A 23,942-nucleotide genomic window follows, 5' to 3' on the forward strand; every position below is an offset into this window, starting at 1 on the left:
GGCGAACGTCCAGCTATACTGCGGCGCCTTGGCCGACCGTCGCTCGATCATCGTCCTGCACCATGACGGGCAGCTGCTCGACCTGCTGACGCGGCTGTTCGAGGCGCGCGGCTACGCCGTGGCGCTCGCGGCGACGGTCGGGCAGGCCCTCACCCACCTCGGGAGCGACCGCGAGTTCGACGTGGTCGTCGCCGAGTGGGACAGCCACCGACCCGCAGGGGGTGAGGTCTACCGGTGGGTGATCGACCACCGCTTCGATCTGCGCGATCGGTTCGTGTTCCTGTCCGAGGACCCACCCGCCGAGCTCGACCGCCTGGTCGCCGGGCGCTGCCTGACCGTGCGCCCGCGCGAGACCGCGGAGATCGTCCGGGTCGTCGTCGCGACCGCGGCGCGCGCCCTGCACCAGTCCGAGCTCGAGGCCCGCGACTGGGGCGAGGGCGAGCGCCCGACGCTGCTCCTGGCCGACGACGATCCGATGCTGCTCGCGGCCATGGCCGATCTGCTGCGCGACGCCGGGTTCGCGGTCACCTCCGTCGACAGCGGCAAGGCGGCGATCGCCACGCTCGACCGCCACGAGTTCGACGCGATCCTGGTCGAGTGGGGCATGGCCAACGGCAGCGGCGCCCAGGTGTTCCAGTGGGTCGTGACGTTCCGGCCGTGGCTGGTCGAGCGCACCGCGTTCCTGATCGAGCGCGAGGCCGAGCGCGAGGCCACCGAGGCGCCGGGCCGGCCGGCGTTCTGGAAGAGCGCCGACGCCGGCGAGTTGATCGCCGCGCTGCGCACGCTCGCGGGCCGCTGACCGGCAACCGCGCCCGGGCGCGCGTGTCTCCCAGCCGGACCCGATCAGATCGTCGGCCGCGGTCACGCGTTGGACGTGACCGGGGCGGTGCGAGGAGCGCGCCCCCCCGAGGAGGACCCATGTTGCGCACGCGCTGGTTGGCCGTCGTCGGAGTGACTGTACTCGCTGGCTGTGGCGGTGGCCGGGCCCACCGCGGCGAGCTGACGCAGGTCGGCGACCCGCCCCCGACCAAGGCGGGCGCCGCGGGCGCCACGGACGCCGGGACCGGCGCGCCCCAGCCGCCGCCGGGCGACGACGTCGGCGCCGAGATGGACGCGATGACGACCGCGGCGTTCGCGCAGCCGGCCACGAGCTTCCGCCCCGGCCACGTCAGCAAGCGGGCGGCGCCGAAGGCGGCCAGGACCCGGTCGGGCTTCGAGATCCAGTTCCCGAGCCGGGCGACGATCACGACGCCGGCGGTCTACGACGGCCGGGTCTACGTCTCGGGCGGGTTCAAGTCCAAGGAGTTCTATGCGTTCGAGGCCACGAGCGGCAAGGCGGCGTGGGCGCTCGACCTCGACGACGACGGCCCGTCGACCGCGGCCTGCGCCGAGCGGACCTGCGTGATCAACACCGAGTCGTGCACGGTGTTCGCGCTCGACGCGCGCACCGGCGAGCAGCTGTGGGCGTGGTGGCTCGGCGACCCGCTGACCAGCTCGCCGACGATCGCCGGCGGCCTGGTCTTCACGTCGTACCCGGTCCAGGCGGTCGACGACGCCGCCAAGGAGCGGCCGCCCCACGCGACCCACGCGCTCGCCGCGTTCGAGCTGCGCACCGGCGCGCTGGTGTGGCAGCGCTGGCTCGACGCGGACGTCATGTCGTCGCCGGTCGCGGCCGGCGAGTTCCTGTACGTCTCGACCTTCAACGGCACGCTGATGAAGCTCGAGCCGGCCACCGGCAAGCTGCGCTACGCCGTGCGCGGCCAGGCGACCTCGGCGCCGGTCGTGCAATTCGTCGGCGGGCGCGAGTCGATGTTCTACACCTCGCGCGTCGACTTCGCCGACGACCCGCTCGAGGGTGCGCTGCGGGCGCCGGCCGAGATGATCATCCGCACCGACGACAACCACCCCAAGACCCGGTACACGACCGCGCAGAAGAAGGCCGACTACATCGACGCGGCCAAGCAGGCCGGCAGCACCTACGCCGACACCGGCAAGAGCCAGGACGCGCACAACGGCTTCTCGGGCGGCGCGCCGGCGTCGGCCAACGCCCCGGCCGCGGCCGCGATGATCGGCCAGGGCAGCGTGTCGACGATGCAGGCGTTCCAGGGCTCGCGCATCCTCAACCTCGGCGCGACCAACGTGAACACGATGGGCGACGAGGTGATCGCCACCAACGCCGAGAACGGCGAGCGCCTGTGGTCGGTCAAGCTCGAGGGCGACGTGACCAAGGACGGCGGCTTCCTCGGCACCGCGCCCGCCGCCGCCGGTGGCCGCGTGCTGGTCGCGACGCTCAAGGGCGAGGTGCTCGAGCTCGAGCCGGGCTCCGGCAAGGTCGCGCGCAAGCACGCCGTCGGCGCGCCGGTGCGGTCGCAGCCGGTCGCCGTCGACGGCTGGATCTACGTCGGCACCGAGGACGGCCGCCTGGTCGCGATCGACACCAAGGACCGGTCGCTGACCGGCTGGCCGATGTGGGGCGGCAACGCCGCGCGCACCGGGATCGCGACGGCGCCGTAGCGGGCCGCGCCGGGCCACCCACGACCGTCCGGGCCGCGCCACGCGAGGCCGCGTGCGTCAGGGCGTGAGCGGCTCCAGCTCGAGGAGCAGCGCCGCGATCCGGCGCCGCAGCGTCACGCGATCGAACGGCTTCTCGACGTGGCCGAGCGGCGCGGTATCCAGGAACTGCGCCGCCGCCTCGTTGGTCGCGCCGCCGGTCATGAACAGGACCCGTTGAGCCTGGTCGGGCCAGCGCTCGTTCAGGCTCCGGAGCAGGTCCATCCCGTTGACGTCGGGCATCGTGAGGTCGCACAGGATCAGCGGAAACCGCCGGCCCTGTTCGAACAGCGCGAGCGCCTCGCGACCGCCGCTCGCCATCACCAGCTCGTACGGTGGGCTGAGGAGCCGGGCCAGCGCGGCGCGGATCATCTCGTCGTCCTCGATGATCAGCAGCGTCGCGGCGCCGGACGTCGAGGCGCCGGGGCGCGGGGCGGCGGGCTCGGGCTCCGCCGCCTGAGGCGCGTCGGCCGCGTGCGTGGCGAGCTCCTCGCCCGCCGGCGGCAGGCCCACGCGGAAGGTGGTCCCGACCCCGAGCTCGCTCTCGACCTCGATGGTGCCGCCCATCGCGGTGACGATGCCGTGGCAGATCGCCAGCCCGAGGCCGGTGCCGAGGCCGGTCCGGCGCGCGGAGTAGAACGGGTCGAAGATCCGCCCGAGCTGACTCTCGGCCATGCCGCAGCCAGTGTCGCTGATCTCAGCGACGATCCGGCCGTCCGGATCGACCCGCGATCGGACCGTCACGCAGTTGCGCTCGGGCGCGCCGGGCTCGATCGCCTGGGCGGCGTTGGTCAGGAGGTTGACGAACACCTGACCGACGCGATGGCCGTCGCCTCGGATCGCCGGGGTCTCGTCCAGGGCCACCTCCAGGCGCGCCTGCTTCCGGACCTCGGGACCGACGACGGCGACCGCCCACTGGAGGGCGCCGCCCACGTCGGAGCGGACCGGGCCCACGAACGAGGGCGAGGTGAAGACGCGGAGCTCGGCGACGATCCGCCGGACCCGATCGGCGCCGTGATCGGCGTCGGCGAGGGCGGCGCTGGCGTCGTCGAGCCAGGACGCGTCGATGCGCCTGCGCGCGATGGTCGACCAGGGTCGCCCGCACGACCGCGATGTTGGTGCGAATGTACGCCAGCGGGTTGTTGATCTCGTGCGCGACCCCGGCGGCGAGCGTACCGAGCGCGGCCATCCGCCGGGCCAGCTCGAGCTGCTGCTGGAGCTTGCGTTCGGGCTCGACGTCGCGGAGCACCACCACCGCGCCGAGTTGGTGGCCATCGTCGTCGACGATCGGCGCCACCGCGTCGTTGACGAGCCGGACCTGCCCGTCACGCCCGGTCAGGGCGCCGTCGACGTGGGCGGCGGCGGCGGGCGGCCGCGGCTCCAGCGGGATCGGCTGGCCGCTGTCGGGCACGACCAGCTGGAACACCTCCGCGCACGGCCTGCCGATCGCGTCGGCCGCGCACCACCCGGTCAAGATCTCGGCGGCCCGGTTGAGCGACACCACGCGCCGGTCGGCGTCGATCGCGATCACGGCGTCGGCGATCGAGCGCAGCGTGGTCCCGTGCCAGCGCTCGCGCGTGCGCAGCTCGCGGTCGAGGGCGTGCTTGTGCAGGGCCAGCTCGACCGTGATCCGTAGCTCCTCAGCCTTGATCGGCTTGAGCAGGTACCCGTACGGGCTGGTGGCCTTGGCGCGGGTCACCGTGGCGCTGTCGCCGTAGGCGGTCAGGTAGACCACCGGCACGCCAAAGCGCCTGCGCAGCGCCGCGGCGGCGGTGATGCCGTCGTCGCGCCCGCGGATGCGGACGTCCATCAGCACCAGATCGGGGCGGTGACGCTCGGCGCACACGAGCGCGTCGTCGGCCGAGCCGGCGGTGGCCGGCACGCGGTAGCCGAGCCCGTTGAGGCTGCGCTGCAGGTCCTTGGCGACCAGGGCCTCGTCTTCCACTACGAGGATCGTCTCGTTCATGATCTTGCCTCGTCGAGCGGGATGGGGGCATTGAACCGGAACCGGTAGTCGACGCCACGCTCGCGCCGGACGTCGACCTCGGCGGCGAGCTGCTGGGCGATGGTGAAGACCAGGTCGAGGCCGAGGGTCTGGCACTGGTGGGGGTCGAGGTCGGGCGGGAGGCCGACGCCGTCGTCGCTGACCTCGAGTTCGACGAGGTCGCCAGCCTGGCGCGCGAGCCGGATGGTGATGACGCCGGGCCGGTTGTCGGGGAAGGCGTGCTTGAGGGCGTTGGTCACCAGCTCGTTGACCAGCAGCCCGCACGGGATGGCCTGATCGAGCGCCAGGCGGGTGGCGTCGGCCTCGAGGCGCCAGGTGACCGGGCCGTCGCTGATCGAGAGCGACTCGAAGAGCCCCTCCATCAGCGTGTGGACGTAGTCCGCGAAGTCGACGTGCGTGAGATCGGTCACCTGATAGAGGGTCTCGTGCATCAGCGCGATCGCGCGGACCCGGCCCTGACTGGCCATGAACATCGCCTGCACCAACGGGTCGGGGTGCTGCGCGGCCTGCAGGTTGAGCATGCTCGAGACGATCTGCAGGTTGTTCTTGATCCGGTGGTGGATCTCCTTGAGCAGCACCTCCTTCTCGCGCAACGAAGCTCGGATCTGGCGCTCGGCGGCCTTGCGGGCCGAGATGTCGACGACCGACGACAGCACGAAGCTGCCCTCGGGGATGGTCAGCGGATTGAGGCCGATCTCGATCGGCACCTCGCTGCCGTCCTTGCGGAGCCCGAACAGATCGCGGCCAGCGCCCATCGGCCGGGTCCGGGGATCGCGGGCGAAGGCGGCGCGGAAGTCGGGGTGGCGACCGCGGAACCGCGACGGGATCAACATCTCGATCGGCTGACCGATGAGCGCCTCGCGGTCGTAGCCGAAGAGCAACTCGACGTGACGATTGACCAGGGCGATCAGGCCGTGATCGTCGACCATGATCATGCCCGTCGGCGCCGCGTCGAGGACTCGGCGCGCGACCTCCGGGACCAGCTCGTCGAGCTGAGCGGACGATCTCATCTATCCAGTATTGTACGAGAACGTCGGATGTCACCGCAATTGTCACCAGGACGACCGTTGCGACGGAAAAATGCCACCAGGAGCGCGTGAGTCGTATCTCACGCACACCAGGGTCGGACCATCGACGCGGTCGCCGCCGACCGTGCGGGCCCGCCGACGGCAGCTCGCGGCGCCCGCTGACGACCTCCCAGGCGCCACAGGAGCTCGAGGCGCATGAAGTCGTTGGCGCCCCCGTGCTCGCGCGCGTCGCCGCGGAACATCGGCCGGGCGTCGCGAGGCCGGCGGAGCCCCAGGGCGAGGTGAGCCCTGGAGCAGTCCACGCGGGCGACCATGCCGGCCTGGTGCTCGACGATCTCGCCGGCGAGCAGCTGGCTGGGCGACCCGCTGAGCGCAAGCACGCCGTCGGCGCGGCGGCGCGGTCGCGGCCGGTCGCCGTCGACGGCTGGATCTACGTCGGCACCGAGGACGGCCGCCTGGTCGCGATCGACACCAAGGACCGGTCGCTGACCGGCTGGCCGATGTGGGGCGGCAACGCCGCGCGCACCGGGATCGCGACGGCGGAGTAGGCGGGATCGCAAGGAGCCGCGGCGCCCAGCGCCGCCTGACAGTAGCTAGTCACGACTCCCAGTCGAGACGTTCGGATTGCTCGTCGTGATGCGCGGCGTCTGCGGTGTACCGGGCGGCTAGGTCGTCGAGCACGCGCGCCGTCCGGCGGTGAGCTTTGCGGATCGCGTTGGCCCACGCCTGGTAGCGGGCCGCTTCCTCACGCTCGAGCTCGCCGCCGTCACGCAGTCCTCGTGTGGTGACGCCACGACGATTGCCCTTGCCCGTGACGAACCCTTGGCGCATCGACTCGCTGGGGAACAGCTCAAGCATCTCGCGGACCTCCTCGGCTGGCCAGTTGCCATCCTGCCCCATCCCGGCGGCCGACAGGACCTGGCCGATCTTCAGGTCGGCGATGTCAGCGCGGCCGACGTCGCCGGCGAGGCGCCGAGCCTCGAAGATCCACGCCTCCAGCCTGGCTTGGTCGATCGAGCCATCGTGGCGTGATCCCGGGATCCGGGCCCAGGAGTCGAGCAACCGGTACGCCTGCTCGGCCATCCGGGCGCGCTCGGGCGGCACCGACTCCGAGCGGTCGTCGGTCTCGGCACGGAACGCGACCTTCAAGAGATCAATGAAATGGCGCGGGTCCTCCGCGAGGACTCGTGGCAGCACAATAGGCGGCCGCTGCGAGTGCTCGAGCACCGACAGATAGCTCCACTCAAGGCCGAGCATCGTCGCGACAGGCACGTCATCACGGCCATCGAGCACCTTCATGATCTCGGCCACGTAGTGGACGAACATCGAATCGACAGCGACGGACTGTTTGACGGCCGCTTCGAGGACCTCGACCAGCACGGACGACGGCACACCTTTCTTCGCCCCGTGCGACGCGATGCGGAGCGCATCGTGGGCGCGGCTCGCGGCGGTGAGTTTCTGGATGGCGTACGAGACGTCGAGCGCGTCGCCACCCATCACGAACGCGCGAGTACCTCGCCAGTATGCATCCTCGACCATCGGTCCCATCGCCGTCGCAAGTTCCCAGGTCCACCGCTCGTGGGGGAGCGCCTGCAGGATCGTCTCGATGGCCGAGTCGTCCCACTCGTTGGTTCGCGCGGTGGCGATCAGCGCTTCGCACCACGCCCGCGGACGCCTGGACGCCGCCGAGATGATGAGGCCGTGTGCGACGCCGCGGACCAGCGCGTCCGAGTTCGGGACCGTCGCAGCCACGATCGCGTCTACCTCCTGGTCACCAAGATCCGCGTCGAACAGCGCCTTGCCCAGGTAGCCGGGCTGGGCTGTCTTCGGTGCCAAGGCCACCACGCCAGCGAGGCCACGCGTTCGGTAGAGCGTGCGGGCTGCGTCGATCCGCGCAGCGTCCGCGGCTTGTTCGCGGGCTTCCCATCCCGCGGGCGGATGAAGCAGGGGCGCATCGAGCGCGAATAGCCATGCGAGCTGATCGAGTTCGTCCGGCGGTGTCAGGCGCCGATAGATCGCTTCGAGATCACCGACCGTCCTTTCCGGCAATGCCCACTCGACCCCGGGAAACTCACGGTGGCGATGAATGGTCTTGCGGAGGTCGGTCCATAGCGCCAGTCGGTCGGTCGGAGCGACGAGCGTTGGCTCGACGGCATTCAGTGTGCGGACGGCGCGCTCGGCGTCGGGGAGCAGGTCCCCCAGGCGCTTGAGGAGTTCGTGCCATCGCGCGACGTTGGTCCCCGCGTCGTCGACCAGGCGACGGGAGATCTCGTTCGCGCTTCGCTGTACCAGCCGGTTCGTGACACGCTCGACCCGATCCGGATCTGGGACCACGTCGCGCCACCGTGGTCGGGCGGTCGGTGTCGCGAGCCCGTGCCCTGTCGGCAAGATCCCACGCAAGAGCCTCCATGAGGCGTCGCTTTCGCGGCCGCGAAGCACATCGAGGACCCGCAGTCGCTGATCGAGAGGCGCGTAGGTCTGCGGGTGCCAGAGCAAGAAGATCGAGCTCAGCGCCTCACCTGGCCGATTGCGGTGCCGACTCGAAGGCGCTGGATCGATACGATCGAGTCGCGCCAGCACCAGGCTAACGCGCTCGAGCCACTCTGGCGACCAGGCGAGCGCCTCCAGCGCCCACAGCAGGTCTGACAGGTACTCGGTCCCCGAAAGACCACCCGGATCGGCGCCGAACAGGACGCCGATCGGCGGCTTGTCTCGATCCAGGCTGTCTTCGATCGCCGACAGAAACGCTGCCGGCGACGCTTCGGCCAACAGTCGAAGGTCCCGCGCCAGCGACCACCAGCGGGGCGGGTTGGCGCCATCGAGGAGCTTGTTGACGATAGCATCGACACGGCGACCGGCATCCCCGGCAGCGGCGGCGCGGCCGCGCACCGCGAGCAAGATGAGCGTGTGACCGATGCCTCTGCGGAGCCAGCCCGACTGCGCCGGGACAACTCCCAGCACCGGCGCCATCCACCGCTCGTGGGCAGGGAGCGCGAAGCGCGGATCCTCGACGCTGTACACCGCGAGCGCGGCGTGCGCGAAGCGATCGAGGTCGCGATCACTCAGGTGCCGCGCGAGGTTCAGCCACGCGTCGAGTGGTGAGGCCACGCGCCACACCGTACCGACCTTTTGCAGCGGCTGGTCGAAGTGGCCACGGTATCGCTCGAGCTCGGCTTCGACCTCGTCGTACGTGTTCGTCCCGGCGAGCAGCGCGACGATGCTGCGATCACCTTCGCTCTCAGCGTCCCAGCCGCCGACCAGGAGCGCTGCGAGGAGTGACCGCGTCGGCGCTTCCGCCCATCGGGGAAGTCGCCCCGGGTTGCTGGGCATGAGCCGCCGCAGCACCGATAGGTTGCCCGCACAGTCGCGTGCAAGTGCGTCAGCGCGCGGCTGCTCGAGGTTCATCCCGCCGAGTGTGCGAGCGAGTTCCTCACGCGACGCGCGAGAATCCGCACGTCACCATCGGCGCGGGGGCGGTCATCGTAGGCTAGGAGCACGTGGTGACCCTTCGCGACCAATGTGCTCGCAAGCCCTGGCTCCGGGATCGTCAACGCGAACACCAGGGGTCCAGACACCGGCGCCAGGCGCCGCGCGGCTGCCGCGTCGTCGACCACCAAGCATCGGGCGATGTACATCTCCGCGAGGTCGGCGGGTAGTTCGCGGACTGCGGCGTAGAGGAAGGCGGTCACCTCTTCGGTGGTGGTCGCTTGCAGCGCCAAGACCGATGGCTCGCGGCGAAGCCACTTGAGCACCTCCATCGCGTCGTCGTCGCGATCGCACAGGACCAAGTCGGTCGACAGAGGTCGCTTGGTCGCCCGCGACCACTCCTGCCACGCGTCTTCGAGATCTCGAACCGCCGCGAGTTCGTCGTCGAGACGTTTCCCGAGCTGTCCAGCCAGCCAGCGAGCGACCGCGGGAGTCTGCTCGAGCCACTCGACGAGATCATCGGCGTCGTACGCCCGCACATCGCGCCACGTGCCTTCGGCGCGCCGCGCTCTGAGCCACTTGCTCTTGGCGCTCCAACGCCGTGGGGTGACGAAGACGTAGGTCGAGGTCGAGCGGTCGAGCGTGAGCGGATCAGCGGTCCGCTTCTCGAAGTCCTCGCTGGCCTTGGGGCCGACCTTCGCTTTGCAGCTCAGCTCCCAAGCGCCGGCGCCGGCGGGGACATACTCGCTGGCGTCGTTCGTGCGGGTGGTGCCATCCCACCCCGACTGCCGCGTGCTCTCGCCCGATGGGAAGTGTAGCTCGATCAGCGCTCCATGATGCGCGCGGATGAGCTTCGCGATCAGCGTCGGCAGCGTCGCCGCGGCAGGGTAGCTGCTAGCCCAGTCGTGCAGGTCCTGGGCGCTGAGCCAGCGGAGCGGTACTCCCTTGCGCGTTCGTCGGAGCGACGCCCGAGGAACGTCGGGGCCTGCGATCGCGCCGCTCGGCAGGAACTGGATCTGTGCCGCCTCCAGGGCACGACGGAGCGCCATGGCGTTGTTCGGCACCGGGGTTCGTTGGCCGCGCTCGAAGTCCGCCACCGTGGACACAGCCACCCCAGCCTCCTTGGCCAACTCCTTTTGCGACCAGGCAAGCAAAGCCCGCGCGGCGCGCACACTCGCTGCCGGCAGATCCTTCCCTCTTGACTCATCAATCGTCATACTAATAATATGACATGTTGTTTCCTATTCGTCGATGCGGAAACGACGGGTCCATTTTGCAGAATTATATGCATTAAGGAACACTTTCCGGGACGCTTCGGTCATATCAAATGAGTCATCTCGATGATTCAGAATTCTTCGTTGCTTTCCGATTCGCGCTGGGATATTTATGTGCAAAAGCGAACAATGCCCGCGCCGGGGTACCGCGTCAAGTTGCTTAACCTGCTGGAACAGCGGGGGATTGTTCGTGCACGTGACCTGACGGCTGCGGGGATCCCCCTAGTCTATCTACACCGGCTCACCGCCGCGGGGGAGGTCCTGCGACTGGGGCGAGGTCTTTATCAGCGCCCGGATCGAGCAGGCGAGCATGCGGCGCACGACCTAGCGGAGGCGGCGGTTCGGGTGCCGTCGGGCGTGATCAGCTTGATCAGCGCGCTGCGCTTCCACGACCTGACGACCGAGCTTCCTCGGGCCGTGTGGATGACCATCCCACAACGGACGCGAACCCCGCGCGCGGACGGCGTGCGGCTGGAGATCGTGCGCGCGTCGGGACGGGTGATGACTTCCGGGATCGAGAACGTCGAGATCGAGGGGTTCGCGTCCCGATCTACGGCGTCGCGAAGACTATCGCCGACTGCTTCAAACACCGCCGCCGTGTCGGCGAGGCGCTGGCGGTCGAGGCACTGCGCGACGCGCTGCGCCGGCGCAAGACCACGCCAGCCGAGGTCGCTGCCTTCGCCGAGATCGATCGCGTGACGCGCGTCGTCGGCCCGTACATTGAGAGGTTTCGATGACCAAGAAACCCGTGACCAACCTTGCCGCCTCCATCCGTAGTCGGTTGCTCGCGTTGTCGCGGCGGCGCAACGAGCCGTTTCAGTCGGTGCTCACTCGCTACGTCAACGAGCGTCTGCTGTATCGACTGAGCCGCCACCCGGTGACCGCCCAGTACGCGCTCAAGGGCGCGATGCTGCTGGCGACCTGGCCGGACTACGTCTACCGACCGACCCTCGACATCGACCTGCTGGGGCACGGTGATTCGTCGGTGACAGCGGTGCGGGATCTGTTCGCGTTCGTGATCGCGATCGACGCCGCAGAGGACGCGGTGAGCTTCGACCACTCGACCCTGCGGGTCGAACCGGTGCGAGAAGACGAGCGTTACGCGGGGCTCACCGTGCGCGTCGACGCGAGGCTCGATACGGCCAAGGTCCCCGTCCAGATCGACATCGGCTTCGGCGATCACGTCCATCCGCGGTTGCACGAGGCGGACTACCGCTTGCTCTTGCCCGAACTCCCCGCGGTCCGCCTTCGAATGTATCCGAAGGAGACCGTCGTCGCCGAGAAGTTCCAGGTGATGCTGGACCTGGCGACGGCGAACAGCCGGGTGAAGGACTACTACGACATCTGGGTAGCGACCCAGCACCTGGAGTTCGACCTGATCGAGACTACGATCGCAGTGCGAGGCACGCTCGCGCGACGGCGGACCCCGATCCCGGCCGGCGTTCCAGCGGCGTTGACCGACGCCTACGTTGCGATCGTCGCGCAGCGGGGCTGGTGGTCGAGCTTCCTTCGCGTGCGGCCGCCGAGGCACGCCCCGCCACCGTTTCCAGAGATCGTGGTGACGCTGCGGGCGTTCTTCGGGCAGTTGCTCGCGTCTCTCGACGCCGATCCAATTCCCTCCGCGACGTGGATGCCTGGTGGTCCGCGATGGATCGCGGAGCGCGAGTGATTTTGGCCCGAGGCGTGGGGAAGTCGGCCGCTGCGACGCCCGCTACTCGCGGGCGAACATGCCGGCCTGGTACTCGACGATCTCGCCGGCGACGGCCGAGGCGGCGACGGTCAGCGGCGAGGCGAGGTAGAGGCGGCCGGGGCCGCTGCGGCCCTTGTAGTTGCGGTTGATCGCCGAGACCGTGACCTGATCGCCGCGCTCCGACACGCCGGGGCCGCAGCCGATGCAGGCGCCGCAGCCGGGCTTGATGATCTCGACGCCGGTGCGGGCGAACAGGTCGAGGTAGCCCTGGGCCCGGGCGTAGTCCTCGACGTCCTTCGAGCCGAACTGGATGTAGAAGTGGACGCCGTCGGCGACGCGCTTGCCGGCGCGCTCGGCGTCGGCCATGACCTGGGCGTAGAAGTCGAGGTCGTCGCGCTTGCCGGCGGTGCACGAGCCGCCGTAGGCGATGTCGACCTTGACCTGGCCGAGCGTGGCGACCAGCGCGCCGTTCTTGGGATCCGACGCGACCCCGCGATCGGGATCGCCCGGCGTCGCGACCATCGGCGCGATCGTCGCCAGATCGACCACGTGGACGCCGCCGTCGTGGTGGGCGCCGGGATCCGGCGTCAGCACCTTGGCCGCGAGCGCGGCCCGATCGATCCCCGGCCGACGGGCGGCGATCCAGTCGAGCATGACGTCGTCGACCTCCATGATCGCGCCGCGGGCCGAGCACTCGGTGGCCATGTTGGCCAGCGTGGCGCGCTCGTCGGGCGACAGCGCGAACAGGCCGGCGCCGCCGAACTCCATGACCCGGTTGAGCGTGTCCTCGCGCTTGGCGTGGGTGGCGAGGATGTGGAGCATCACGTCCTTGGCGGTGACGCCCGGCGCCAGGCGGCCCACCAGCTCGAAGCGGATCGACTCCGGCACCGCGATCGGCGTGAAGCCCCAGTACGCCAGCGCCGCGTACTCGGTGGCGCCGACGCCCCACGCCAGCGCGCCCGAGGCGCCGCCCATGCAGGTGTGGCTGTCGGTCGCCTGGACGAAGTCGCCGGGGTCGATGAACTGCTCGCGCGCGATCTGGTGGCAGATGCCGGGGCGACACGCCGTCGACGGCGCCGTAGTTGCGGACGCCGGTCTTGGCCGCGAACGCCCGCTGCATCACGCGCAGCTCCTCGATCTTGTCGGAGAACTTGGCCATCGCGGCCACGCCGTCGGCGTAGATCAGGTGGTCCTCGAACACCGCGAACTTCGACGGGTCCTTGAGCCGGTAGTCGTCGCCGTACTCCTGGGCCAGGAACCAGTCGACCTGGGCGGTGGTGAACTCGTGCGAGTAGCCGGCGTCGACCCGGACCAGCACCGCGTCGCCGGGCTTGACGAACTCGCCCTGGCCCGGCACCAGCTTGGCCGCGAGCACCTGCTCGGTCAGGTTCATCGGGCGCGCGGTGGTGCCGGTCGGCGGCACCGCGATCTCGCCCTTGGCCAGCTTGGCCGAGAACGGCAGCAGGCCGCCGGCCTCGATGATCAGCGCGGTGATCGCGTCGTGGCCGTGGGTGAACTCGTCGAGCGCGACCGCCTCGCCGGCCTCGAGCCGCGCGATCAGCGCGTGGTCGCCCATGAGCTGGCCGATGTTGATGTTGTTGCGGGCGTGGATCGGCGCGAACGACGACGCGATCGCCAGCCGGCTGCCGCTCCAGACCTCGCACTGGGCCGCGGTCTCGCGCGAGCTGCCGACGCCCTTCTGGGCGCCGGCGACGATGACCTCGAAGCCGCCCTGGGCCAGGGCCTCGGCCGGCAGCAGGCGCTGGCCGCCGACGATCAGCCCGGCGTACGCGTTCCGGGCGATCGCGGCCGGGTCGTAGTCGAAGCACACCCAGGCCGGGGTCATCGCGTCGGTGTTGATGTCGTCGAGCAGCTCGTCGGGCCGCAGGTCGACCATGCGCAAGGTCAGCTCGCCGGCCAGCTGGCGGCGGATCCGCTCGGGGTCCTTGGTCAGGTAGAGGACGCGCTTGCCGGGGGTGAGCGAGAACGTACGCGACGGCATCTCGTCGGTGTTTACCACGCGCGGCGGGTCCGCGATCAAGCGCGGGGCGTCGACGCGGCGCGGCGCGGCGCGCGGCGCTTGCGTCGACCCGGCCACCGTGCGAACGATCGGCCATGACGACGACGACGCGGGGTTGGGTCGACGCAGCGATCGCCGTGACCGACTGCCGGCAGCGCGGGCCGATCTTCGACGTCGAGGGCGGCGCCTTCGACCGCGAGCGCTCGTACGACAACGTGCTGCTGCGCTTCGACGCGCGGGGCCAGCGCACCTGCGGCGCCGGCGGCTTCGAGCTGGCCAACGTCTACGCCGTCCTGGTGGATCCCGACGGCGCGGTGATCGTCCGCCGGAGCCACGACAGCTACCGCCAGAACGTGATCGGCGCGATCGTCACCTGGGCGCACGAGCTGCCCGACGAGCACCTCGCCCGCGCGGCGGCGCTGATCTACGAGGTCGAGACCCGGGTCGACCTGCGGCGCACGCTGCTCGCCGGCACGCTGGGCCCCGTCGATCTCGATCGCGAGGACCGCCAGCAGTGGAGCTACACCGCCACCGAGGCGCCGACCGATCCGCTGCTGCACGTGAGCCTGTCCCTGGCGTTCCGTCGGGGCGACATCGAGGTCAACGTGGTCGGCGAGACCGCGCTCACCCACGACGGCCACTCGACGAGCTTCGAGTTCGACGTGCTCGACGAGCACGGCCACGTGCTGGCCAGCCGCACGATGTCCCTGTCGATCCGCACCGCCGACGGCCTCGGCTTCGCCGACACCTCGATGCGGCTCGAGAAGCGCGTGCAGCGGGTGATGCGCGGGTTCGCGCTGCGCGGGCGCACCGAGGTGCGCGGCCTGACCCGGGTCGGGCCGTTCCGCATGGACGCGTGGCCCGGGCACCGCGCCGCGGCGCCCGGCCTCAGCGTGGTCAAGCCGCCGGGGTAGCGCGCTACAGCCGGCCGGCGTCGATCGTGCGCGCGGCCTGCTCGGCCAGCGCCTTCACGCCGTGGATGAAGATCGCGAACCGCGGGTCGGTGGTGAGGCCCTTGGCGAAGCGATAGTAGATCTGCTGCGCGACGACCGCGGTCTTGAACAGGCCGTAGGCGTAGTAGAAGACGGCGTCGGCGACCGGCCGGCCGCTGGCGGCGACGTAGCGCTCGACCACCTCGGCCCGGGTCATCATGCCGGGCAGGTGGGTCAGCCCGAACCGCAGCATGTGCATCGGCGCGGCGTCGGTGGCCTCGACCCAGTAGCCCAGCGACGTGCCCAGGTCCATCAGCGGATCGCCGACGGTGGCCATCTCCCAGTCGAGCACGCCGACGACGCGGGTCAGGTCGCGGTCGAAGATGATGTTGTCGAACTTCCAGTCGTTGTGGATCAGCGCCGGCGGGCCGTCGGCCGGCTGGTGCGCGGCCAGCCACGCCGCGACCTCGAGCACCACTGGTAGCTCGTCGGTCGCTGAGCCGCGGTAGCGCTCGGTCCAGCCCTCGACCTGGCGCCGGACGTAGCCGACCGGCTTGCCCAGCCCGCCCAGGCCCGCGGCCGCGAAGTCGACCGCGTGCAGCTCGGCGAGCGCGTCGAGCAACAGCTCGCACAGCCGCCGGGCGGTGGCCGGCTCGAGCGCCAGGTCGGGCGGCACGTCCTTGCGCAGGATCACGCCGTCCTTCTGCTCCATCAGGTAGAACGAGCAGCCCAGCACCGCCTCGTCGGTGCACAGCGCGATCGGCCGCGGCGCCTTGGCGTAGACCGGCGCCAGCGCCGACAGCACCGTGTGCTCGCGGCCCATGTCGTGGGCGCTCTTGACCTTCGAGCCGAACGGCGGCCGCCGCAGCACGTACGCGGCGCCGGCCCGGCGCACCAGGTAGGTGAGGTTCGAGTGGCCGCCCGGGTACTGCAGCACCTCGATCGGCGCGTGGCCGCCGAGCACCCCGTCGAGCCACGGCCCGAGCGTGGTCGGATCGAGCTCCTCGCCGGGCCGCGGCGGCCGCGGCCCGCTGCTCACGCGCCCCTCCGCCCGTACTTCTCGAGCAGGCGCTTGGCGACCACCATCTTGTGGACCTCGTCGGGGCCGTCGTAGATGCGCGCGCCGCGCTCGTGCACGTAGTAGTGGGCGAGCAGCGTGTCGCTGGTGACGCCGAGCGCGCCGTGGACCTGGATCGCGCGATCGATCAGCCGCATCATCACGTCGGCGACGAAGAACTTGATCAGCGACACCTGATCGCGCGCCGCCTGGAACCCTTGGTGCTCGATCGTCCAGGCCGCGTGCAGCGTCATCAGGCGCGCCGCGTCGACCTCGGCCCGGGCCTCGGCGATCCAGCCCTGGATGATCTGGCGCGTGGCCAGGGTCTTGTCGGGCGCGATCTTGCGGCTGACCGCGCGCGCGCACATGAGCTGGAACACGCGCTCGCAGATGCCGATCCAGCGCATGCAGTGATGGATCCGGCCGGGCCCGAGGCGCTCCTGCGCGATCAGGAAGCCGGCGCCCTGGGGCCCGAGCAGGTTGGCGCGCGGCACCCGGCAGGCGTGGTAGCGGACCTCGCCGTGGCTGGCCCAGCCGCCGCCGACGTCGCCCATGATCGGGATGTTGCGCACCAGCTCGAAGCCCGGCGTCGCGGTCGGGACGATGATCATCGACGCGCGGCCGTGGGGCGCGGCCTCGGGGTTGGTCACGGCCATGACGATCGCGAACGCGCTGCCGTCGGCGCCGGTCGTGAACCACTTGTGGCCCTCGACGACCCAGTCGTCGCCGTCGAGGGTCGCGGTGGTCGACAGCATCGTCGGGTTGGAGCCGGCGTTGTCGGGCTCGGTCATCGAGAAGCACGAGCGCAGCTCGCCCCGGGCCAGCGGCGCGAGCCACGCGGCCTTCTGCTCGGGCGAGCCCCACTTGTGCAGGACCTCGAGGTTGCCGGCGTCGGGCGCCTGGCAGCCGAACACGTAGTGGCCCAGCGGCGAGCGGCCCAGGCGCTCGGACACGAGCGCGTGGTCGACCAGCCCCAGGCCCATGCCGCCGACGTCCTTGGGGATCTGCGGGCCCCACAGCCCCGCGGCCTTGACCGCGGCGCGCAGCTCGTCGAGCACGTCGGCCGCGGCGACGAAGCCGCGCTCGAGCACGGTGGCCTCGGCCGGGATGACGCGCTCGACGAGGAGGCGCTCGACCTGGTCGAGGACGGGCACCAGGTGGGATGGGATCGCGAAGTCCATGGCGTGCTCCAGGGTGCGAGGGCGCAGGCGGCGCTAGCGAAACGTCTGCTGCGCGCGGTCGAGGTGATCGATCTGATTCCACGCCAGGACCGACAGCTCCCGGCGGTCGTCGCGCTGGCGCCACAGCAGCTCGCTGACCGAGGCGTTGCGGACCAGGCGCCACAGGTTGACGGTGGCGCGGGCGTCGAGCCCGAGCGCGAGCCGCGCGGCCACGCCGATCGGGCCGCCCGAGGTGACCGCGACCGCGACCTGGCCGTGGCGGCCGTGGCGGGCGATGATCGCGTCGACGCCGCGCTCGACCCGCGCGACGAACTGCGCGAAGGTCTCGAGCTCGCCGGTGTCGAGGGTGCCCTGGGTCCAGGCGTCGACCACCCGCCACAGCGCCCGGTCGGCGAGCGCGGGATCGACCTTGCCGCCGTCGATCAGCCCGCGCAGCGCCGGCTCGGCGGCCACGACCTGGGGCAGGCACCGGGCCAGCAGCTCGAACGCGGGGTACTCGGCCAGCTCGTCGAGGACGATCGGCGCCGGCAGCGCGTGGCCGGCGGCGGTCGCTGCGGCGACCAGGTGGGTGGCCGTGTCGCGCTGGCGCTGCATCGGGCCGGTGTAGATCGCCGCGATCTCGGTCGGCCGCGCCGCCCACGCCCGGCCCAGGGCCTCGGCCTGGGCCACCCCGGCCGGCGACAGGACGTCGTAGTTGCTGGCCCCGTAGGAGGCCTGGCCGTGCCGGACCAGTCGCAGCGTGCCCACCGGCGCACTCTACGCCGCCCGGCCCCCGCCCGCGATCACTCGCGCTTGAAGAGTCGCTCGACCCACGACCGCCGCGCCGCGCGCGTCGACAGCGCGTCGCGGGCCTCGACCAGCTTGGGGTCGAGGGTGATCGCCCGCCGCCACTCCTCGCGGGCGCGCTTGGGCTCGTTTGCCAGGGACGCCTCGTGACCCCGCGCCAGGGCTAAGAGCGCGCGATAGTGCGCGTTCTGCGGGTCGCGCGTGGCGAGCTCGCGGGCCACCGACTTGGCCTCGGTCCACTTCTGTAGCTGCATGAGGGTCCGGAGATGACTGAGCAGCGTCGCGGCGTCGTCGACCACCGGCGCTACCCCCGAGCCTTTGGGCGTCCGCATTCTCGCTCCGTTGAGAGGTCTTCTGAGCCTTAGTAGGGTGAGGGGTGCCGATGGTCGCAGGAAATCGACCTACGCCGTTTTCTTGGCTCCGGATGGGGCTGATCGTAGCGTGATCGGATGATCCGCCACTGGCTGCGCCGCCTGTTTCCCGACCGCCGTGCCGCTTCGATCCGGGAGGCGGTGTTCTTCGGCGCCCGCCTCGAGCTCGACGTCGTCGATGTCGACGGGGTCGCGCGCGACGTCGGGCCGGGTGGTCTGTTCTTTGCTACCTCGGCGCCGATCGCCGCGGGGGTCCGCGGTCAGCTCCGCCGCGATGGTAGCGCGCTCCGGATCCCGGTCCGCGTCACCGGCCATCGTCGGGCGGCGCCGGGGCGCCCGGCCGGCCTCGGCCTCGCGTTCGAGTAGCCGACCCGCGGCTGGCACGGTGCCCGTGCCAGCGCCCGGGGGGTTCACCGACGTGGGGTGATCGGCGACGTCCTCAGCGCATCGCCGCGGCGATCCGCGCCAGCGCGGCCTGGCGGGTCGACAGCGACGGCACCAGGGTCGACAGCATCAGCTCGTCGGCGCCGACCTCGGCGGCGAGCGCGCGCAGGCGCGGCCCGACGTGGGCCGGACCGCCGATCACCGCGCCGGCGAGGACCTCGTCGGCGATGGCCTGCTCGGCCGCCGTGAAGCGGTGCGCCTGCGCCGCCTCGATCGTCGCGATCGGCGCGCGCATGCCGGTGCGGGTCCGGACGATCGCGAGCCGGATCGGCGCGGCCAGCGCCTGGGCGTCGTCGTCGTCCTCTCCGCACACGCACGTCACGGCCAGCATCGCGTAGGGCGCGGCGAGCTCGGCGCTGGGCTCGAACTGCCGGCGATACAGCGCGATCGCCTCGGCCGCCTGGCGCATCGCGAAGTGGCCTGCGAACGCGTAGCGCATGCCGAGCTGCGCGGCGATCGCGGCGCCGGTCAGCGTCGAGCCCAGCATCCACAGCGCGCCGGCGCGCACGTCCGATGGCATCGCCGTGATCCCGCGGAACGGGTGGCGCTCGGGGAAGGAGCCGCGCTCGAACGCCAGCAGCTCGGCCAGCAGGTGGTTGACCTCCGGGTCGTCGGATCGTCGCAGCGCCGCCGCGGTGACCGGATCGGTGCCGGGCGCGCGGCCGAGGCCGAGATCGATCCGGCCCGGGAACAGCGCCTCGAGCGTCCGGAAGATCTCGATCACCCGCAGCGGCGTGTGGTTGGGGATCATGATGCCGCCGGCGCCGACGCGGATCCGGGTCGTGGTGGCGGCGATCGCGGCGATCAACACCTCGGGCGCCGAGGTCGCGATGCTGGCCATGTTGTGGTGCTCGGCCACCCAGTAGCGCGCGTAGCCGAGCTCCTCGGCGGTGCGGGCCAGCGCCACCGAGTCGCGCACCGCCTTGCTGGGCGCCACGCCCACGCCGACCGGCGACAGATCCAGGACCGACAGCGGGATCGACATCGCCGCCACCATGGCCCGCGGCGGGCGCCGCGTCGAGCGGCCCGCCGGTGTGGCGATCCTCGCGGCGCGCAGGATCGTGCGCGCGGCCGATTGGCACCGCGGGCGACCGGCGCCACGCTAGGCCATGTCCGAACCTGCGTTGCTGGTCACCGGCGCCTCCGGCCACCTGGGGCGTCGCGTGCTCGAGATCCTGCTCGACGTGCCCGGCGAGCGCACGCTGATCGCCGCCACCCGCACGCCGGCCCGGCTGGCCGACCTGGCCGCGCGTGGCGTCGACGTGCGCGCGGCCGACTTCGACGACGCGGCCGGCCTCGACGCCGCGTTCGCCGGGGTCGGGCGCGCGCTGCTGATCAGCACCGACGCCGTCGATCCGCCCGGCCGCCGCGCCGCCCAGCACGCCGCCGCGGTGCGCGCGCTCGGTCAGGCCGGCGCCCAGCACGTGGTCTACACCTCGGCGGTCGACGCGCCGACCGCGGGCGACGTCACCGCCGACCACCGGGCCACCGAGACCGCCCTGCAGGCCTCCGACCTCGACTTCACGGTCCTGCGCAACAACCTGTACGCCGAGCTCGTGCTCGGCGCGCTGCCCGCTGCGGTCGCGACCGGCGAGCTGGTCGACGCCCGCGGCGACGGCGCGGTGGCGTGGATCAGCCGCGACGACTGCGCCCGGGTCGCGGCCGCGATGCTGCTCGAGGCCGGGCTCGGCCGGCGCCTCGTGCAGGTCGCCGGGCCGGTCGCGTACACCAGCCGCGACGTCGCCGCGCTGATCGCCGAGGTGAGCGGCCGGCCGGTGGCGCACCGCGCGGTCACGCTCGATGAGCGCGTCGCCGGCCTGATCGCGGTCGGCGTGCCCGCACCGGCGGCGCGGACCTACGCCGCCTTCGACGCCGCGATCGCGGCCGGCGAGCTCGCGCGGACCTCGACCGCGGTCGAGCGGCTGACCGGCACGCCGGCCCGTCCGCTGCGCGAGGTCCTCGCGGCGCACCTGCCGCCAGCGTAGGCGATCGGGACCACGTCGTCGGCACCGCGCCAGGCCGCGATGGTAGATCGATCGCCACCATGCGCACCGCCCTCGCCCTGACGCTCGCCCTCGTGCTCGCCCCCGCGTGCGCGGCGCGCTCCACGCCGGCCGCCGCCCCGCCGCCGGCCGCCGCCCCGACGTCGGCCGCCGCCCCGACGTCGGCCGCCGCCCCGACGTCGGCCGCCGCCCCCGCGGCCGGCTACGACGAGGCCCTGGCCCAGCGGCTCGGCGCGGACGAGCTGGGCATGAAGGCGTACGTCATCGCGTTCCTCAAGCCGGGGCCGAACCGGGACCAGCCGCCCGACGAGGCCAAGGCGCTCATGACGGCGCACCTGGCCAACATCGAGCGGATGGCCAACGAGGGCGCGCTGGTGCTGGCCGGGCCGTTCCTCGACGACGGCGCCTACGCCGGCATCTACGTGTTCGCGGTCACGACCGTCGAGGAGGCCGCGGCGCTGACCGCGACCGATCCGGCGATCAAGGCCGGCCGCCTCGAGATGGAGCTGCACCCGTGGTACGGCTCGGCGGCGCTCGGCGAGCTGACGGCGCTCCACCGCCGGATCCAGCGCCGGCGCATCACCGACCCGCGATAGCGTGCGACCGCGTCGCCGCGGGCGCGCCCGAGCGCCAGGCTCAGGGCGCGGTCGTCGCGACGGTCGCCGCGCTGGCGCGCCCGGCCTCGAGCACGCGCTTGAGCGACCCGAGCGCCATGCGCATCTGGCGGCGCGCGGTCCGCCAGACCACCGGCATGAGGCCCTTGAGCAGGCCGTGCGCGTGCAGCTCGATGCGGACGTCGAGCCGGCAGCCGTCCGGGACCGGCGTGATCGCCCACTCGACGCGCGTGTCGGCGAGGTCACCATCGAGCGCCACGTCGACCCAGCGCCGCCGGGCCTCGTCCATCGCGACGATCTCGATGGTGAACCGCTCCTGGGCGATCGGCGTGCGCCGCAGCTTGTGGACGCGGGTGCCGACCACCGCCGGGCCGGGCGGCTCGGACCGCGCCTCGAGCACGAAGTCTTCCCACGCCGCCTGGTTGTCGTACACGCGCAGGTAGCCGAACACCTCATCGGCGGGCCGACGGATGATCACGCTGCCGCTCGTTTCGCGCATGTCGGTCGCGCCAGCATACCCGAGCGCGATCCGGTTCGGGGCGCGCCGCGCCGGGACGTGTCGACCACGCGCCGCCGCGCCGCTCGGGCCGTCGGCCGATCCCGCGCCTGATAGCAAATGGTTATCAAAGTCATCGCGGATGACCGATATCAGTAGTCAGTGCGACCGTGCAGCATGTCGGGTAGAGCTGTCCGCGGCCGCTGGGCGGCGGTCTACGCCCAGTCCGACGGCAAGGAGCGCTTCGTCCGCGACTTCGTCAAGGCCTGGGCCAAGGTGACCAACCTCGATCGCTTCGACCTGCGCCGCTGACCGCGGCGGGTCAGTACAGCGGCTCGAGCTGGTCGGCCATGGGCTGGCCAGCTTCGTCGACGATCAGATCGTCGCGCCGCGTCGACGCCCGGCCGGCAGCGCGGCCTCGGCGGGCGTGAGGGCGGTGGTGGTGTCGGTGCCGAACCGTGCGTCGAAGCCGCTGTCGGCGGCGCGGGCCGCGGCGTCGGTCGAGTAGGCGAGCAGGCGGCTGGCGATGCGGCGCGGGCCGATCGCGCCCCACGAGTATGCGACGAGCGACCACAGGTGACGGAGGTGACGCATGGGCATGGTGGGCTCCTTCGATCCTCACCGTGCGGCCAGCGGGCGTCGCCTCGCCGCGGCGTGGGCGTGAGGCGCGCGTGAGCCCGCGGGGGCGCGGGCCCCATCGCCGCCGCCGCGGTATCATCGCCGCATGCGCCTCGCCCTCGTGATCGCCGCGCTGCTCGTGGCCGCGCCGCTGGCCGCCGATCCGCACCCGATGTCCAGCCGCGCGACGCCCGCGCCGACCACCGACGCGCAGGTGGCGATGACCGCTGAGACGCTGGCGATCGCCATCGACCAGCGCGCCGCGTCGGTCAAGGCCACCGTGACGCTGGCCAACCAGGGGCCCCGCGGCCAGGCTCCTGGTCGGGTTCCCGTGCGCGGTCGGTGACGACGCCGGCGCCATCGACGTGCCGTGCAAGATCCCGCTGACCGTGACCGTCGGCGGCAAGCGGGTGAAGGTGACCAAGCGGAAGACCAGCGCGACCGTGCGGCACTGGACCTGGCCGATCAAGCTGGCCGCGGGCGCCTCGGTCGACGTGGTCGTCAGCTACCGCGCGCCGCTGGTGAACGACCGCTACCGTGTGCCGGCCTACGGCATGGGCCTGTTCACCTACCGCCTGACCACCGGGGCGCGCTGGGCCGGACCGATCGGCACGCTGCGCATCACCGTCGATCACATGCACGACGCGCTCCTGTTCGTCGCGCCTGCTGGCGGGACGCGGACGCCGGGGCGCATCACCTGGCAGCTCGACGGGGTCGAGCCGACCGAGGAGGTCATCCTGATCCCGCACCCGATGGCCGGCAACCGGCTCGCGCAGCAGCTGGGGGGCAAGACCGCCGCCGAGGCCGGGGCGCGCATCGCGGCCGGCGACTACGCGCGGGCCGACGTCGAGGCGGCGATCGCCGCGCTGCGCGACAGCGACCGCGAGCTCGACGACTGGCTGCCGACCATCACCTCGGTCGCCGGCCTCGCGACGCCGCCCAAGGACCGCGCGCGCGCGACGATCGCCGCGTCGATCGCGGTGCTCGAGCAGCTGGCCGCCGGCGCGAAGCGGTAGCGCGCGGAGCGCGGGCCGCGGCGGGCCGCGGTCCGACGCCTCGGCGGCGCCTGGGCGAGGCGCTCCCGGCACCGCGAGCGGCCGCGCGTCAGGCCCGGCGCGGACCGCGCGGCGCCGACGCGATATGCTGCCGGCGATGTCGACGCGCCCGATCGCTCTCGTCGCGCTCGCGCTGGGCGGCCTCGGGTGCGACGCGCCGACCGGCGCGCCCCCGGACGCGCCGTGCGCGCCGACGCCGCCGACCGCGCGCGGGTTCTACGGCGTCCACGAGAGCTGCGGCGCGTGGACGCTGGTGACGCCCGACGGCGCGCCGTTCAGGAGCGTGGGCGTGAACTCGGCGACGCCGTACGGCACGCGCACCAGGTGACCGGCGCCTACGCCTACCGCGACGCCGTGCTCGCGCGCTGCGGCAGCGACGCGGCCTGGGGCAG

Annotated in this window: 24 protein-coding genes and 1 pseudogene; 12 read left to right on the forward strand and 13 right to left on the reverse strand. The window is 72.1% G+C overall.

Features of this window, described 5'->3' with window-relative positions; all coding sequences use genetic code 11:
• Positions 1-28: 28 nt before the first annotated feature.
• Positions 29-799, forward strand: a complete 771-nt coding sequence (locus IPL61_12750) for a response regulator (GenBank protein ID MBK9032166.1) — start codon at positions 29-31, stop codon at positions 797-799.
• Between the two features lie 119 nt (positions 800-918).
• Positions 919-2,514, forward strand: coding sequence for a PQQ-binding-like beta-propeller repeat protein (locus tag IPL61_12755; protein MBK9032167.1), 1,596 nt, complete (start codon positions 919-921; stop codon positions 2,512-2,514).
• Between the two features lie 57 nt (positions 2,515-2,571).
• Here IPL61_12755 and IPL61_12760 read toward each other — a convergent pair whose 3' ends face one another.
• From IPL61_12760 to IPL61_12770, 3 genes are read right to left on the reverse strand one after another with little or no spacing between them, the layout of a single operon-like run.
• Positions 2,572-3,360: a response regulator gene (locus IPL61_12760; protein MBK9032168.1), complete on the reverse strand. Its 789-nt coding sequence runs from the start codon at positions 3,358-3,360 to the stop codon at positions 2,572-2,574.
• The gene (locus IPL61_12765) at positions 3,248-4,516 is read right to left on the reverse strand and encodes a response regulator (GenBank protein ID MBK9032169.1); all 1,269 of its coding nucleotides are present in this window, start codon (positions 4,514-4,516) and stop codon (positions 3,248-3,250) included. The genes IPL61_12760 and IPL61_12765 overlap by 113 nt, the downstream gene beginning before the upstream one ends.
• Complete coding sequence (locus tag IPL61_12770) at positions 4,513-5,565, reverse strand: PAS domain S-box protein (GenBank protein ID MBK9032170.1); 1,053 nt, start codon at positions 5,563-5,565, stop codon at positions 4,513-4,515. The genes IPL61_12765 and IPL61_12770 overlap by 4 nt, the downstream gene beginning before the upstream one ends.
• 341 nt (positions 5,566-5,906) lie before the next feature.
• Here IPL61_12770 and IPL61_12775 point away from each other — a divergent pair, with 341 nt between their 5' ends.
• On the forward strand, positions 5,907-6,131 hold the full coding sequence (locus IPL61_12775) for a PQQ-binding-like beta-propeller repeat protein (GenBank protein ID MBK9032171.1): 225 nt from the start codon (positions 5,907-5,909) through the stop codon (positions 6,129-6,131).
• Positions 6,132-6,180: 49 nt separating this feature from the next.
• On the opposite strand, the gene IPL61_12780 is transcribed toward IPL61_12775, so the two are convergent.
• A complete protein-coding gene (locus IPL61_12780) occupies positions 6,181-8,988 on the reverse strand; it encodes an XRE family transcriptional regulator (protein MBK9032172.1) in 2,808 nt (935 codons plus the stop codon).
• Positions 8,985-10,226 (reverse strand): helix-turn-helix domain-containing protein, encoded by a 1,242-nt coding sequence (locus IPL61_12785; GenBank protein ID MBK9032173.1) that lies wholly within the window; start codon positions 10,224-10,226, stop codon positions 8,985-8,987. Before IPL61_12785 ends, IPL61_12780 begins: the two co-directional genes overlap by 4 nt.
• A 123-nt stretch (positions 10,227-10,349) precedes the next feature.
• Between IPL61_12785 and IPL61_12790 the strand changes: the two genes are divergently transcribed.
• Both IPL61_12790 and IPL61_12795 read left to right on the forward strand, forming a co-directional pair.
• Positions 10,350-10,982: a type IV toxin-antitoxin system AbiEi family antitoxin domain-containing protein gene (locus IPL61_12790; protein ID MBK9032174.1), complete on the forward strand. Its 633-nt coding sequence runs from the start codon at positions 10,350-10,352 to the stop codon at positions 10,980-10,982.
• 34 nt (positions 10,983-11,016) lie between these two features.
• On the forward strand, positions 11,017-11,952 hold the full coding sequence (locus tag IPL61_12795) for a nucleotidyl transferase AbiEii/AbiGii toxin family protein (GenBank protein MBK9032175.1): 936 nt from the start codon (positions 11,017-11,019) through the stop codon (positions 11,950-11,952).
• A gap of 42 nt (positions 11,953-11,994) precedes the next feature.
• On the opposite strand, the pseudogene IPL61_12800 reads toward IPL61_12795, so the two are convergent.
• Positions 11,995-13,975, reverse strand: a pseudogene (locus IPL61_12800) (aconitate hydratase).
• A gap of 113 nt (positions 13,976-14,088) precedes the next feature.
• Here IPL61_12800 and IPL61_12805 point away from each other — a divergent pair.
• Entirely contained in the window at positions 14,089-14,907 is an 819-nt protein-coding gene (locus IPL61_12805; GenBank protein MBK9032176.1) for a hypothetical protein, read from the forward strand.
• A gap of 4 nt (positions 14,908-14,911) precedes the next feature.
• On the opposite strand, the gene IPL61_12810 is transcribed toward IPL61_12805, so the two are convergent.
• The 4 genes from IPL61_12810 to IPL61_12825 are packed head-to-tail and all read right to left on the reverse strand — an operon-like array spanning position 14,912 to position 18,248.
• Positions 14,912-15,964 (reverse strand): phosphotransferase family protein, encoded by a 1,053-nt coding sequence (locus IPL61_12810; protein ID MBK9032177.1) that lies wholly within the window; start codon positions 15,962-15,964, stop codon positions 14,912-14,914.
• A complete protein-coding gene (locus IPL61_12815) occupies positions 15,961-17,163 on the reverse strand; it encodes an acyl-CoA dehydrogenase family protein (GenBank protein MBK9032178.1) in 1,203 nt (400 codons plus the stop codon). Before IPL61_12815 ends, IPL61_12810 begins: the two co-directional genes overlap by 4 nt.
• 33 nt (positions 17,164-17,196) lie before the next feature.
• Complete coding sequence (locus IPL61_12820; GenBank protein MBK9032179.1) at positions 17,197-17,910, reverse strand: histidine phosphatase family protein; 714 nt, start codon at positions 17,908-17,910, stop codon at positions 17,197-17,199.
• 35 nt (positions 17,911-17,945) lie between these two features.
• The gene (locus tag IPL61_12825; GenBank protein MBK9032180.1) at positions 17,946-18,248 is read right to left on the reverse strand and encodes a hypothetical protein; all 303 of its coding nucleotides are present in this window, start codon (positions 18,246-18,248) and stop codon (positions 17,946-17,948) included.
• Positions 18,249-18,398: 150 nt separating this feature from the next.
• Between IPL61_12825 and IPL61_12830 the strand changes: the two genes are divergently transcribed.
• Positions 18,399-18,686 (forward strand): hypothetical protein, encoded by a 288-nt coding sequence (locus IPL61_12830; GenBank protein MBK9032181.1) that lies wholly within the window; start codon positions 18,399-18,401, stop codon positions 18,684-18,686.
• Positions 18,687-18,759: 73 nt separating this feature from the next.
• Here the strand turns inward: IPL61_12830 and IPL61_12835 are convergent, their stop codons facing one another.
• Entirely contained in the window at positions 18,760-19,749 is a 990-nt protein-coding gene (locus IPL61_12835; GenBank protein MBK9032182.1) for an LLM class flavin-dependent oxidoreductase, read from the reverse strand.
• A 124-nt stretch (positions 19,750-19,873) separates the two neighbouring features.
• Between IPL61_12835 and IPL61_12840 the strand changes: the two genes are divergently transcribed.
• Positions 19,874-20,749, forward strand: coding sequence for an NAD(P)H-binding protein (locus IPL61_12840; GenBank protein ID MBK9032183.1), 876 nt, complete (start codon positions 19,874-19,876; stop codon positions 20,747-20,749).
• A gap of 59 nt (positions 20,750-20,808) precedes the next feature.
• On the forward strand, positions 20,809-21,363 hold the full coding sequence (locus IPL61_12845) for a hypothetical protein (GenBank protein ID MBK9032184.1): 555 nt from the start codon (positions 20,809-20,811) through the stop codon (positions 21,361-21,363).
• A gap of 40 nt (positions 21,364-21,403) precedes the next feature.
• Here the strand turns inward: IPL61_12845 and IPL61_12850 are convergent, their stop codons facing one another.
• Both IPL61_12850 and IPL61_12855 read right to left on the reverse strand, forming a co-directional pair.
• The gene (locus tag IPL61_12850) at positions 21,404-21,880 is read right to left on the reverse strand and encodes an SRPBCC family protein (GenBank protein ID MBK9032185.1); all 477 of its coding nucleotides are present in this window, start codon (positions 21,878-21,880) and stop codon (positions 21,404-21,406) included.
• 372 nt (positions 21,881-22,252) lie between these two features.
• Complete coding sequence (locus IPL61_12855) at positions 22,253-22,471, reverse strand: hypothetical protein (protein MBK9032186.1); 219 nt, start codon at positions 22,469-22,471, stop codon at positions 22,253-22,255.
• Positions 22,472-22,601: 130 nt separating this feature from the next.
• Between IPL61_12855 and IPL61_12860 the strand changes: the two genes are divergently transcribed.
• The 3 genes from IPL61_12860 to IPL61_12870 all read left to right on the forward strand — a co-directional run bounded on the left by IPL61_12860 (position 22,602) and on the right by IPL61_12870 (position 23,878).
• The gene (locus IPL61_12860; GenBank protein MBK9032187.1) at positions 22,602-22,841 is read left to right on the forward strand and encodes a hypothetical protein; all 240 of its coding nucleotides are present in this window, start codon (positions 22,602-22,604) and stop codon (positions 22,839-22,841) included.
• A 19-nt stretch (positions 22,842-22,860) separates the two neighbouring features.
• Positions 22,861-23,511 carry a hypothetical protein gene (locus tag IPL61_12865; protein MBK9032188.1) on the forward strand — a complete coding sequence of 217 codons (651 nt, stop codon included), beginning with the start codon at positions 22,861-22,863 and terminating at the stop codon, positions 23,509-23,511.
• A 136-nt stretch (positions 23,512-23,647) separates the two neighbouring features.
• Positions 23,648-23,878: a hypothetical protein gene (locus IPL61_12870; protein ID MBK9032189.1), complete on the forward strand. Its 231-nt coding sequence runs from the start codon at positions 23,648-23,650 to the stop codon at positions 23,876-23,878.
• Positions 23,879-23,942: the final 64 nt, after the last annotated feature.

The organism is Myxococcales bacterium (assembly GCA_016717005.1).
Lineage (GTDB): Bacteria > Myxococcota_A > Polyangia > Haliangiales > Haliangiaceae > UBA2376.